Origin of the sequence: Corallococcus sp. 4LFB, from assembly GCF_046520365.1 — a bacterium.
Classification (GTDB): domain Bacteria; phylum Myxococcota; class Myxococcia; order Myxococcales; family Myxococcaceae; genus Corallococcus; species Corallococcus caeni.
The window spans coordinates 1-12,829 of record NZ_JBKGHJ010000238.1; the positions used below are offsets into that span (position 1 = coordinate 1).

Here is a 12,829-nt window from a genome sequence, read left to right on the forward strand (position 1 = left end):
GTCCCGGCACGCGGCGGGGCCCAGGTCGGGCGGGGTGATCCTCACCGGCGCCGCGGCCGGTGGCTGCCCGGGGGCCGGAGCGGGCGGGGCTTGATGCGACACGTAATAGAGGCGCGCGAACGCCAGTAGCGCTACTAGCATCAAGAGAAGCGTGTGGAGCGGGAAGCGACGCACGAGCAAACTCCTTGATTCCAACCGGGACCGGGGGTTATCAGCGCCCGCGAGTTCCATCCGCAAAAATGACCGGAGGCGTGTGTGGCTGAGACTTTCGACGTGGTGATCATCGGCTCGGGTCCTGGCGGCTATGTGGGCGCCATCCGCGCGGCCCAGCTCGGGCTGAAGACGGCCATCATCGAAAAGGACAAGCGCCTGGGCGGGACGTGTCTGCACCGCGGGTGCATCCCCACCAAGTCGCTCCTGTGGACGGCGTCGCTCTTCCACCACATCAAGGAGTCGTCCGACTTCGGCATCGACGTGGCGAACCCCACCGTGAACTGGGCCAACGCCCAGAAGCACAAGGACAAGGTCGTCACCAAGGGTGCCAACGGCATCGACTTCCTGATGAAGAAGAACAAGATCACCGTGGTGAAGGGCCACGGCCGCATCTCCGGCAAGGGCAAGGTGGAGGTCACGGCGGAGGACGGCTCCAAGCAGACCCTGGAGACGAAGAACATCATCATCGCCACGGGCTCCGTGCCCAAGTCCCTGCCGAACGTGCAGGTGGACCACAAGCGGGTGATGAACAGTGACTCCATCCTGACCATCGACCGCATCCCCAAGAGCATCATCGTCCTGGGCGCGGGCGCGGTGGGCTGCGAGTTCGCCTCCGTGTTCAACCACGTGGGCAGCAAGACGGCCATCGTGGAGTACATGCCCGCGCTGCTCCCCATCGAGGACGCGGACGTCTCCAAGGAGCTGGACAAGATCTTCCGCCGCCGCGGCATCGACGTGCACACGGGCTCCGCGGTGCAGAAGGTGGAGCACACGGCGGACGGCGTGCGCGTCACCATGACGGTGGGCAACGAGACCAAGACGCTGGAGGCCGAAATCCTCCTGTCGGCGGTGGGCCGCGCGCCCGTCACCGAGGACGTGGGCCTCAACAAGACGTCCATCCAGACCGACCGCGGCTTCATCAAGGTCGACACGCTGTGCCGCACCAGCGAGCCCAACGTCTACGCCATTGGCGACGTCATCCCCACGCCGATGCTGGCGCACATGGCCAGCGCCGAGTGCGTGATGGTGGTGGAGCACATCGCCGGGAAGAACCCCGCGCCCATCAACTACGACCTGACCCCGTCGGCCACGTACTGCTACCCCGAGGTGGCGTCCGTGGGCCTCACGGAGAAGAAGGCCAAGGAGCGCGGCTACGACGTGAAGGTGGGCATCGCCCCCTTCGGCGCCGTCACCAAGTCGGCCATCTCCAACGAGTCGATCGGCATGATCAAGATCGTCTCCGACCGGAAGTACGACGAGGTGCTGGGCATCCACATCATCGGGCCGCACGCCACGGAGCTGCTCGCCGAGGCCTGCGTCGCGATGAAGCTGGAGATCACCACCGAGGAGCTGGCCCACACCATCCACGCGCACCCGACGCTCTCTGAAATCATGCACGAGGGCGCCGAGGCCACGCTGGGTCACCCGCTGCACTTCTAGCGGGCGCGGCGGCCCGGCCCCTTGCGGCCGGGCCGCCGTAGAGCGCCACGAGTGAGGCCGCCAGCGCGGCCAGCCGTTGGCGCAGCGGTTCCGGGGCGAGCACCTCCACGCCCGCCCCGACTTCGCACAGCTGGGAGACCGCGATGGACTCCCGCTCGAAGTCCAGCGTCACCTTCCGCTTCCCACCGCGTGCCGCGGGCGCCTTGTCCAGGCGCTCACCGTCGGCCGGGGGACGCAGCCTCCGCAGCGCCGCTTCGCCTTCCTGCGTGCAGGCGAGGGTGACGTCGTAGCGGGGGCGCTCCACGGCGAACTTCGCGCACCAGTCCTTCCAGAACACGGGCAGGTCGAAGCCGTGGGGGCGGGTGAAGCCCTGGGGGGAGAGCCGCACGTCGCCAATGCGCCCGCCCCTGAAGACGCGCGGGCCCTTGTCCGTCCCGGCGACGAGGTACCAGCGGTCCGCCTTGATGACGAGCCCGTAGGGGTCCACCGTCCGGCGGGAGCGGGCGCCGTCGAAGTCCTGGTAGCTCAGTGACACGCGGCGGTCCTGCCAGGCGGCGTCGCGCAGCCTGCCCAGGTGCGGCAGCGGCTCGCGGCCGGTGAACCAGCCGGAGGCGTCCACGTGGAGCCGCTGGCGTGCGTGCTCCAGCGCGGGCTGCTGGAGGGTGGGGAGGGCCGCGGCCAGCTTCACCAGGCCCGTGCGCAGCGGCGTGGACAGGCCCAGGTCCTCCAGGGCTCCGGGGGCTCCCACCGTGGCCAGGGCTTGGAGCTCCGGACGCGTGAGGCCGGTGAGCTGCGTGCGCCAGCCCTCCATCAGCGCCACGCCGCCCGCCGCGCCTCGCGTGGCGTACACGGGGACGCCCGCCGTCGAGAGGGCGTCGAGGTCGCGGTGCACCGTCCGGCTGGAGACCTGGAGCTCGCGCGCCAGCTCGCCCACGGTGCTGCGCGGGCGGGCCTGGAGGCGCATCAAGAGGTGGACGAGGCGATCCGCGCGCATGGGCCCTCCGGGCCTGGGGTGGGGCGCAGCCTGGGCCGGCAATCATGACAGGGGTTGTCAGGATTGGACGTGCAAGGTGGCGCGTGAAAGGGGAGCACTGACATGAAGCCACTCGAGGGACAGGTGGCCCTGGTCGCGGGAGCGACGCGGGGCGCGGGCCGGGGAATCGCGACGATGCTGGGGGCCGCGGGGGCCACGGTGTACTGCACCGGGCGCAGCGTGCGGGGCCGGCTGGCGAGCGGGGAGTCACGGCCGGAGACGATTGAGGAGACGGCGGAGCAGGTGACGGCGCTGGGCGGGAAGGGCATCGCGGTGCGGGTGGACCACTCCGTGGAAGAGGAGGTGGAGGCGCTCTGCCAGCGCATCCGCGCGGAGGCCGGGAAGCTGGACGTGCTGGTCAACGACATCTGGGGCGGGGAGGCGCTGCACGAGCTGGGGCTGGCGTTCTGGAAGCAGTCACCGGCGAAGGCGCGGCTCATGTTCGACCGCGCCGTGTACACGCACCTCTGCACCAGCCGCTACGCGGTGCCGTTGATGCTGGAGCGGGACCGGGGGCTCATCGTGGAGGTGACGGATGGGGACTCGTTCGGGTACCGGGGCGGCGTCGCGTATGACGTGACGAAGATGGCCGTCATCCGGCTGGCCTTCGCGATGTCGCGGGACCTGCGCCGCACGAACGTCACGGCGCTGGCGGTGACGCCGGGGTTCCTGCGCTCGGAGGAGATGCTGGATGGCTTCGGGGTGAAGGAGGCGAACTGGCGCGACGCGGTGAAGACCGTGCCGGACTTCATCGCGTCGGAGACGCCGTCGTACGTGGGCCGCGCGGTCGCGGCACTTGCGGCGGATCCGCATGTCCACCGCAGGGCGGGGCGCGTTGTCGCGTCGTGGACGCTGGCGCGCGAGTACGGCTTCACGGACCTGGATGGTTCCCAGCCGCACTGGGCGGAGTACTTCGAGCGGACGTACGGGAAGGCGTACACCGTCGCGGACGACGCGGCCTATGCGTCGTGGCTGGGGGGCGCCATCGAAACTGTCTGCCCGGACTGGCCACGGTACTGACCGCGCACGCTCCCATCCCCGGCGGCGGGACGAAGCGCTATGGTCTGACGCGAGAGGTCGCGCACATGGCCAAGGGGCACCGCAGGAACGACGCGCCGGAGCGGATCGACGAGACCCGGGTCGCACCGCTCGACGACGACCTGGACGAGACGGAGCAGGTCCGCACCGAGCAGACCCAGGTGCCGGCCTCCCCGCAGCGGGACGCCGCGGAGGCGTCCCGCTCGCCCGCGAGCGGCGCGGGCCGGAAGTCCTGGGGCAACCAGACCCGCGTCGCGCCCACCACGGGCGCGGCCATTCGCGCCGCGGAGCTCACGGGCCTCGAGACGCGGACGCCGCCCCCAGTTCCCGACGAGGACCTCGTCGAGGAGACCCGCGTGGACGGCCTCACGCCCCTGCCTCCGCCCCTCGCGCGCGAAGGCCGGGACGTTCGTGGCGAGGAGGACGACGAGGGCTTCGCCGCTCCAGAGACCGCCTTTCGCCCATCACGTGGCGGTGCACGTGATGACGCGGAGCCCGCCCGCCCAGGTCGCGCGGGGGAGGGGGCGCGCCCCTCGCGTGGCGGTGCACGCGAGGAAGGGCAGGACCTTCCAGAGATCATTCGTCCAGGTCGAGGCGGCACGCGGGACGACGGTCAGGGGCCTCCAGAGAACGCGCGCGCGGGCCGTGGTGGCGCGCGCGAAGAAGGCCAGGGCCTTCCGGAGATCGTCCGCCCTCCCCGGAGCGGTGGCTCCGCGCGCGGCGGCGGGCGTGAGGAAGGGCAGGGCCTGCCGGAGATGGCCCGCCTGGGCCGCACGGGCGCGCAGGACGAGCCAATCGAGCTGCCGGAGCTCATCCGCGCGGGCCGTGGCGCCGAGCTGGACGGAAGCTCCTCCGAGCCGCCTCGCGCGGCACGCGCCGACAGTCCGCCGAAGGCCAGCCGGCCGGAGCCGATGATCTTCGCGCCGCTGCCTTCCGCGCAGGCGGCGAGCCAGGCCGCGCAGACGCCCGAGCTGCGCACGATGTTCGCCACCCACTCCGCGCTGCTCGCGGAGCGCCTCAAGGCGGAGCTCCAGCACAAGATCTACGGCCGCTCCCCGCACCGCATCCTGCGCGTGGACGAACCCGAAGGACCCAGCACCGCGGGCGGCAAGCAGGCCCGGCAGGCCATCTCGCTCGTGGACCGCAAGGGCGTGGCCCCCGCGCTCGTCGCGGGCTGGGTGGACGTTGCCAGGGGACAGGCCTCGCTGCGCAACCACGAGGCCGTGGCCCGGCGCTACGAGTTCCAGCACGGCAGCCCCCTGGAGCTGGCGCCGGAGGAGTACGAGAAGTTCCTCACCGACGTGGACGAGGTGCTGCGCACCGCCGCCATCCAGGTCCGCATCCTCGTGCCGGACGAATCCGCGCCCACCCGCGCCACCGTGGGCCCGCAGGCCCCGCGCGCCACGGGCGTCGCCGTGCGCTGGGTGATGCTGCTCGTCGCCGTGGCCTTCCTGCTGGGACTCGCCGCCGGGAACCTGCTGCTTCCCCACGGGTGAGCCCCGCCACTGTCCGTTGAAGGAAGGGGCGCTCGTGCACCGGTGCGATGGCCGGTGCGCGGTCCCCCTTCCAGCTTGGTGTCTCCCCCATCCGGCCGGAGGCATCCATGGCGTCGCCCGCCCGTCGTCCCAAGTCCCACCTGCGCAAGCTGCTGGGCGGCTGTGTCGTGTCCGTCGCCCGGGCCTTCGCGCCCGCGTCCGTGCTCGCGGATGGCCCTCCGGTGCTGGATGGCCGCCCGCGTCAGGCCCGTGTCACGGGCCGGGACTCTCAATCGCTCGGAATCCGGGGCGGGGATCCGCGTCTGCCGGGATGACGCGGGAGTGAGCGCGGGGCGGGGGGCCCATGGTACGGTGCTCGCGTCATTTTTCAGGGGGGACAGCCACGTGTGCCCGCCCTGGAACTCCGTGAGCCCACCATGCGCAGACTCTCCCTGCTGGCCCTCTGCCTCGTCGTCGCGACCGCGTGTTCGCGGGGCGACAAGGACGCGAAGGGCGGCCCGTCGGAGACCGGCACCGCGCCGACTCCGTCCTCGAAGTCCCCCGGCCTCGCCGTCGAGCCGCTGCCCGAGCCTCCCGCGCTGAAGATCGACGCCCAGGACGTCGCGGAGCAGGGCCCGCTCTCCATCGCGGCCGTGCGGCCCCAGGGCCAGGCCTACGGCAACGTCCGGCCGACCATCACCTTCACCAAGCCGATGGTCGCCCTGGGCTCCGTCGCCGCGGAGCGCGGCCTGGCGGCGCCCGCGAAGCTTTCCCCCGCGCTGGAAGGGGAGTGGCGCTGGCTGGGCTCCGCGAGCGTGGAGTTTGTGCCCAGCTCCCCCGTGAAGATGGGGACGCAGTACACGGTGACGGTGCCCGCGGGCCTCAAGGCCATGGACGGCACCGCGCTGGCGGAGCCGTACACCTTCCAGTTCGAGACGCCGCGCCCCTCCATCCAGTCCGCGCAACCGGAGGCGGAGTACCGCTGGCTGGAGCCGGAGCAGGTCTTCACGCTGACCTTCAACCAGGCGGTGAAGGACCTGGCGCGGCACGCGCGCCTGGAGCCCGCGACCGGCTCGCCCGTGCCGCTCACGCTGGTGAAGGCGACGCCGTACGCGGAGCTGAAGGAGACGCAGGTGGGCAGCGGCCCGGAGCGCAAGTCGCAGGACCGCCGCGTGAAGTACGAGCTGAAGCCCGCGCGGAAGCTGCCCGCGGGGACGCAGTTCACCCTGGTGGTGGACGGCGAGCTGACCGGCACGGACGGCCCGCTGCCCATGGGGGAGCCGGTGCGCTACGCGTACGCCACCTACGGCGCGCTCAAGATGGAGTCCGCGGGCGCGTGCGTGTTCTCCTGGGGCGAGGAGAAGTGCTCCTACGGCCCGCTCGTCCTCTTCTCGTCCAACGAGCTGGATGCCGCGTCGCTCAAGGGCAAGGTGACGCTGGAGCCGAAGGCGGAGATCGACTGGGAGCGCGTGCAGACGCAGCGGCCGTGGGCGGGCGCGGAGCTGAAGTACCCCTACGTGTCGCTGCCCGGCCGCTACCGCCCCGGCACCACGTACAAGATCAAGGTCGCCGCGGGCTACAAGGACCTCTTCGGCCAGACGGGCCCCGCCTTCCAGGGCGAGGTGACGCTGGCGGACGTGGATCCGTCCTTCGACTCGGGCTCGCGCGAGGCGCTGGTGGAGGCGTCCGGTGACGGCTCCATCCCGCTGGTGACCACCAACGTCCCGGAGATCCAGGCGGAGGTGTGGTCGCTGTCCCCCGCGCAGCTCGCGCAGCTCATCGACACCAACGAGTGGCCGTCCTCGGAGCCCTACCGGACGACGGTGGACACGCAGGCCGCGCGCAACGTGGAGCGCACGTCGCCGCTGGACCTGCGTCCGGCGTTCAACGGCGCGAAGACGGGCCTGTTCCTCGCGCGGCTCGTGGCGCCGGCGCTCAAGGAGCGCTACCCGCACCGCGTCATCGGGCAGGTGACGGACCTGGCCGTGCACGCGAAGCTGGGCGCCGCCTCCGGCGTGGTGTGGGTGACGTCGCTGGCGACGGGCGCCCCGGTGCCGGACGCGCAGCTGACGCTCTGGGACAAGGCGGGCACGGAGCACTGGACGGGCACGACGGACGCCAACGGCCTGGCGAAGGTGCCGGGCCTGTCGGAGCTGCTCAAGCCCAAGGACGAGTCCTCCTGGAGCACGCCCTGGGCCATGGTCTCCGCGGTGAAGGACGCGGACATTGGCGTGACGCTGTCCACGTGGGAGGGCGGCATGTCGCCGGGCGCGTTCTCGCTGCGGAGCGCGTGGGAGGGCCGCGTCCCGGACAGCCTGGGCTTCGTGTTCGCCGACCGCGGCATCTACCGCCCCGGTGACGACGTGATGCTCAAGGGCGTGGCGCGCTACCGCCGCCTGGGCGTGCTCAAGTCGCCGCCCGCGAACACGAAGGCGCAGGTCACCGTGACCAGCTCGCGCGGGGAGAAGGTCTTCCAGACGGAGGCCACCGTCACGAAGTACGGCACCTTCCGCGCGGACCTCAAGCTGGGCAAGGACGTGCCGCTCGGCTTCTACGACGTGGCCGCGAAGCTGAAGGTCGGCGGCGAGTCGCTGAGCTACGGCGGCACCTTCCGCGTGGAGGAGTACCGCGCGCCGCAGTTCCGCGTGGACGTGGCGGTGCCCAAGAAGGACGTCGCGGCCGGCGAGCCGCTCACCGCCCGCGTGGACGCGCGCTACCTGTTCGGCGGCGCCATGGGCAACGCGCAGGTGCGCTGGAACGTGCAGCGCACCAGCTCCTTCTTCGCGCCCCCGGGCAACGAGGCCTTCACCTTCGGCGTGAACACTTGGTGGTGGGACGACGAGCAGCCGGAGACCCACAGCGAATCGTTCGCCTCCGGCGACGGCCGCACGGACGCGCAGGGACAGCTTGCGCTGGCGCTGGGCACGGCGGACGCGCCCGGCGGCAAGACGTGGGAGTACACGCTGGAGGCGGAGGTGGAGGACGTCAACCGCCAGCGCGTCGCCAACCGCAACCTCGTCATCGTGCACCCCGCGGACGTCTACGCGGGCCTGCGCGTGCTCTCCACCGGCTTCGCGGAGGCGGGCAAGGAGGTGGGCCTGGAGGTCATCGCCGTCTCTCCGGAGGGCAAGCGCCAGGAGGGCGTCGCGGTGGACGTGAACGTCAAGCGGCGCGAGTGGAAGTCCATCCGCAAGAAGGGCGACGGCGGCCAGTGGTTCACCGTCACGGAGCCCGTGGAGACGGAGGCGGCGAAGTGCTCGGTGAAGAGCGCGGCGACGCCGCAGGCGTGCAGGTTCACCCCCGCGGAGCCCGGCCTGTACGTGATGGAGGCGGTGGCCACGGACGCGAAGGGCCGCAAGGCGACGACGCGCGACTCGCTCTACGTCACCGGCTCCGGCTGGGTGTCCTGGCAGCGCAACGACACGGACCGCATCGACCTGGTGGCGGACAAGCAGCTGTACGACGTGGGGGACACCGCGAAGGTGCTGGTGAAGAGCCCGTACCCGCAGGCGGACGCGCTCGTCACGGTGGAGCGCGAGGGCGTGCTCAGCGTGCGCCGCGTGAAGCTCAAGGGCAGCGCCACCGCGCTGGACATCCCGCTGGGCGAGGGCGCCATCCCCAACGTCTACGTGGGCGTGGTGCTGGTGCGCGGCCGCGTGGAGGCGGCCAAGGGCATCGAGTCCGGTGACGACCCGGGCCGCCCCGCCGTCCGCGTGGGCTACACGCAGCTGCGCGTGGAGAAGAAGGCCAAGCGCCTGTCGGTGGCGCTGACGCCGGACGCGCCGGAGAAGCGCCCGCGCGACAAGGTGACGGTGGACGTCGCGGTGAAGGACGCGGCGGGCAAGGGCACGAAGGCGGAGGTGACGCTCTGGGCCGTGGATGAAGGCGTGCTGCGGCTGACGGGCTACAAGGCGCCGGATCCGCTGGACGCGATGTTCCAGGAGCGCGGCCTGTCGGTGCGCATCGGCGAGCCGCTCATCCACCTGGTGCTGCGCAAGCTGTACGGCGACAAGGGCTCGCGGCCGGGCGGCTCCGGCGGCTCCGACACGACGGGCTCCGGCATCCGGTCCAACTTCAAGACGACGGCGGTGTTCCAGTCGGTGGAGACGGACGACCAGGGGCAGGCGAAGGTGGAGTTCACGCTGCCGGACAACCTGACCACCTTCCGCATCATGGCGGTGGCCGTGACGGACGCGGACCGCTTCGGCGTGGGGGAGAGCCAGGTGCAGGTGGCCAAGCCGCTCCTGGCGCTGCCGGCGCTGCCCCGGCTGGTGCGCGTGGGCGACAAGGCGGAAGCCGGCGTGGTCATCCACACCACGAACCCGGCCATCAAGGAGGCCAAGGTCACCGCGCAGCTCACCGGCGTGCGCGTGGAGGGCCCCACGGAGAAGACGGTGCAGCTGGACGGCAAGGCCCGCGAGGTGCGCTTCACCTTCGTGGCCGAGCAGCCGGGCACCGCGGTGCTGCGCTTCGCCGTCGCGGGCGGCGGGGAGACGGACGCGGTGGAGCAGAAGATCCCCGTGCAGCTGCCCGTGGGCATGGAGGCCGTGGCGGTCTACGGCGACACGACGAGCGAGCGCGTGGAGGGGCTCAAGCCGCCGGGCGGCGTGCGTCCGGGCCTGGGCGGCCTCACGGTGACGATGTCCTCCACGGTGATGGGCGGGTTCGACGAGTCGATGAACCAGCTGGTGGACTATCCCTACGGGTGCCTGGAGCAGATGTCGTCACGGCTGGTGCCGTTCGTCGCGCTACGCGAGCTGTCCGGCAAGTTCGGCGTGGCGTGGACCGGCGGCACGGACGAGCAGAAGCAGGCGTTCGTCCGGAGCTTCCTCAGCGATGAGGCCCTGAAGACGCAGGGCACGCTGGATCCGGACACGGTGGTGGCGGCGACGGTGCGCAAGATTGAAGCGCTCCAGAACCACGACGGTGGCTTCCGCTTCTGGGCCTCCAGCGACTGCTCGTCGCCGTATGCCTCCGCGTACGCGACGCTGGCGCTCGCCCGGGCCCGGGAGGTGGGCTACGCGGTGAACGCGAGCGTGCTCGACAAGGCGAAGAAGTTCCTGGCCGACAAGGTGGCCGCGGGCGTGTGCTCGCAGTGCGCCTACGGCTGCAGCGCGGTGGGGCCGGAGACGCGGGCCTTCGCGCTCTACACGCTGGCGCGCATGGGGGCGCCGCGGCCGTCGTACTACAACGAGCTGTTCGAGCAGCGGCAGAAGCTGCCGCTCTTCGCGCGCGCGATGCTGACGGACGCCATCTTCGTGGGGAAGGGCAACCGCGCGCAGGGCCAGAAGATGCTCCAGGAGCTGCTCAACACGGCCCAGGAGACCGCGGCCGGCGTGCACTTCCAGGAGACGGACCCGAGGACGTACGCGCCGCTCTGGTCCTCCGACACGCGCACCACGGCGCTGGTGCTCCAGACGCTGGTGGACGTGCAGCCGGACCACCCCTACGTGTCGAAGATGGGGCGCTACCTGGCGTCCGCGCGCGAGGGGGACGGGCGCTTCCGCAACACGCAGGAGGCGGCCTTCACGCTGATGGCCCTGTCGGAGGTGGTCCGCCGCAAGGAGACGGCCGTGCCGTCGTTCGAGGCGGTGGTGAAGCTGGGCGGGCAGGTGATTGCCTCCGCCGACTTCAAGGGCCGCGACATGGGCGTGAAGACGGTGCAGGTGCCGGTGGAGAAGCTGGGCCCGGCGGACAAGGCGCAGCCCTTCACCTTCGGGGTGAACGGCACGGGCAACCTCTACTACGGGGCGCTCCTGCGCTACGCGCCCGCGCGGCTGCCGATGGACCCGCTGGACCGGGGCATCATCGTCCAGCGCTGGTTCGAGCCGTACTCGGGCGGCGGTCAGGCGAAGGCCGCCCGCGCGGGTGAGCTGGTGCGTGTGCGCGTGCGCGTGGCCACGCCGATGCGCCGCAACTTCGTGGCGGTGGACGTGCCGCTGCCCGCGGGCCTGGAGCCGGTGGACACGTCGCTGGCCAGCACGGCGAGCTGCCGGGCCCCGCGGGCTCCGGCGAGGAGGAGGGCCCCGGCGAGGGCTACGAGTACGAGAGCGAGGAGGACCTGTCGGAGACGGACGAGGGCAACAACGCCTGGGCGACGCGCTTCTGGTCGCCGTTCAACCACACGGAGATGCGGGATGACCGCGTGGTGTTCTTCGCCGACGAGCTGCCGCCCGGCGTGCACGTGACGAGCTTCGTCGCCCGGGCCACGACGCCGGGTGACTTCGTGCTCAAGCCCGCGCACGCGGAGGAGATGTACACGCCGGAGGTGTTCGGCCGCTCCGAGGGTGGGCGCTTCCCGGTGCTGATGCCGGACGAGGTCGCTTCGAAGTGATGATGCGCCTCACGCTTCGCGGGGCAATGCGCGCCGTGGCGCTCGTCGCGGCGCTCGGGGTGGTGGGCTGCGCGGCCTTCATCGCGTGGCCCCTGCCGGGGACGCTGCTGTCCCGCGAGGCGCTGTCCTCGCTGGTGCTCACCGACCGCACGGGCCACGCCCTGCGCGAGGTGCTCTCCCGCGAGGACGGGCGCAGTGTGGGCCTTCCGGGGGGGCGCATCCCCGCGAAGGTGCGGCAGGCCTTCATCGCCGCGGAGGATCAGCGCTTCGCGTGGCACCCGGGCGTGGACTTGGTGGCGGTGGCCCGGGCGGCGCGCGACAACGTGTCGGCCGGGCGCATCGTGTCCGGCGCGTCCACGATTCCGCAGCAGCTGGCGCGCAGGCTGGTGCCCCGCGAGCGCTCGTGGTGGGGCAAGGCTGGCGAGGCGCTGTGGGCGCTGCGGCTGACGGCGCACCTGCCCAAGGAGCAGGTGCTGCTGGAGTACCTGGACCGCGTGCCGCTGGGGAACTCCACGTTCGGCGTGGAGGCGGCGGCGCAGCGGTACTTCGGGCGCGGCGGAGCGGCTGTCGGCGGGCAGGCGGCGCTGCTCGCGGGGATGGCGCGCTCACCCGCGCGGAGGGACCCGTACCGGCGGCCGGAGATGGCGAGGGCCGGGATGCGCGACGTGCTGTCGCGCATGGTGGAGGAGGGCTTCCTGACGAAGGAGGAGGCGAAGGCGGCGGCGGAGACGCCGCTGGACCTGGTGCCTCCAGAGCGCGTGTTCGAGGTGCCGCACCTGACCACGGCGCTGCTCCAGCGGCTGCCGGAGCTGGGGTTGGACCGGGCGTCGCGCATCGAGACGACCATCGACCCGGAGCTCCAGGCGGCGGTGGAGAAGGCCATCACGGAGGAGCTGCGCGGGCTGGCGCACCGGCGCGTGGGCGAGGCGGCGGCCATCGTCCTGGACAACGCGACGGGCGAGGTGCTCGCGTACGTGGGGTCCTCGGACTTCCTGGACGAGGAGAAGGGCGGACAGAACGACGGCGTGCGGTCGCTGCGGCAGCCGGGGTCCGCGCTCAAGCCGTTCGCGTACGGGCTGGCGCTGAGCAAGGGCTTCACGCCGTCGAGCGTGCTCGCGGACGTGGAGGTGCACCTGGCGACGCCGGGCGGCGCGTACGTGCCCAAGAACTACGACCGGCGCGTGCACGGCCCGGTGCGGCTGCGGGCGGCGCTGGCGTCCAGCTACAACATCCCCGCCGTGCGCGTGGCGGACGCGCTGGGCCGGAGCAGGTGCTGCGCGTGCTGCGCGAGGCGGC

The 12,829-nt window shown here is 72.0% G+C and carries 7 protein-coding genes and 1 pseudogene; 7 read left to right on the plus strand and 1 reads right to left on the minus strand.

All coding sequences use genetic code 11. The annotated features are described in order from the left end of the window. Nucleotides 1-255: 255 nt before the first annotated feature. Nucleotides 256-1,653 carry a dihydrolipoyl dehydrogenase gene (gene lpdA / locus ACLEQD_RS23790; protein WP_410386992.1) on the plus strand — a complete coding sequence of 466 codons (1,398 nt, stop codon included), beginning with the start codon at nt 256-258 and terminating at the stop codon, nt 1,651-1,653. Here the strand turns inward: lpdA and ACLEQD_RS23795 are convergent. After that, nucleotides 1,604-2,647 carry a helix-turn-helix transcriptional regulator gene (locus ACLEQD_RS23795; protein ID WP_410386994.1) on the minus strand — a complete coding sequence of 348 codons (1,044 nt, stop codon included), beginning with the start codon at nt 2,645-2,647 and terminating at the stop codon, nt 1,604-1,606. The genes lpdA and ACLEQD_RS23795 overlap by 50 nt on opposite strands. 102 nt (nt 2,648-2,749) lie before the next feature. Here ACLEQD_RS23795 and ACLEQD_RS23800 point away from each other — a divergent pair, with 102 nt between their 5' ends. The 6 genes and pseudogenes from ACLEQD_RS23800 to ACLEQD_RS23825 all read left to right on the plus strand — a co-directional run. Then, the gene (locus tag ACLEQD_RS23800; protein WP_410386996.1) at nt 2,750-3,706 is read left to right on the plus strand and encodes an SDR family oxidoreductase; all 957 of its coding nucleotides are present in this window, start codon (nt 2,750-2,752) and stop codon (nt 3,704-3,706) included. A 65-nt stretch (nt 3,707-3,771) separates the two neighbouring features. Further along, on the plus strand, nt 3,772-5,220 hold the full coding sequence (locus ACLEQD_RS23805) for a hypothetical protein (protein WP_410386998.1): 1,449 nt from the start codon (nt 3,772-3,774) through the stop codon (nt 5,218-5,220). A gap of 107 nt (nt 5,221-5,327) precedes the next feature. Then, entirely contained in the window at nt 5,328-5,534 is a 207-nt protein-coding gene (locus ACLEQD_RS23810) for a hypothetical protein (protein ID WP_410387000.1), read from the plus strand. A 102-nt stretch (nt 5,535-5,636) separates the two neighbouring features. Then, nucleotides 5,637-11,141: pseudogene (locus tag ACLEQD_RS23815) on the plus strand (alpha-2-macroglobulin family protein); the annotation flags it as partial. Between the two features lie 119 nt (nt 11,142-11,260). Next, nucleotides 11,261-11,533: a hypothetical protein gene (locus ACLEQD_RS23820; RefSeq protein WP_410387004.1), complete on the plus strand. Its 273-nt coding sequence runs from the start codon at nt 11,261-11,263 to the stop codon at nt 11,531-11,533. Beyond that, nucleotides 11,533-12,829 (plus strand): transglycosylase domain-containing protein (locus ACLEQD_RS23825; RefSeq protein WP_410387002.1); only part of this gene is annotated, 1,297 nt, incomplete at its 3' end. The genes ACLEQD_RS23820 and ACLEQD_RS23825, both read left to right, overlap by 1 nt.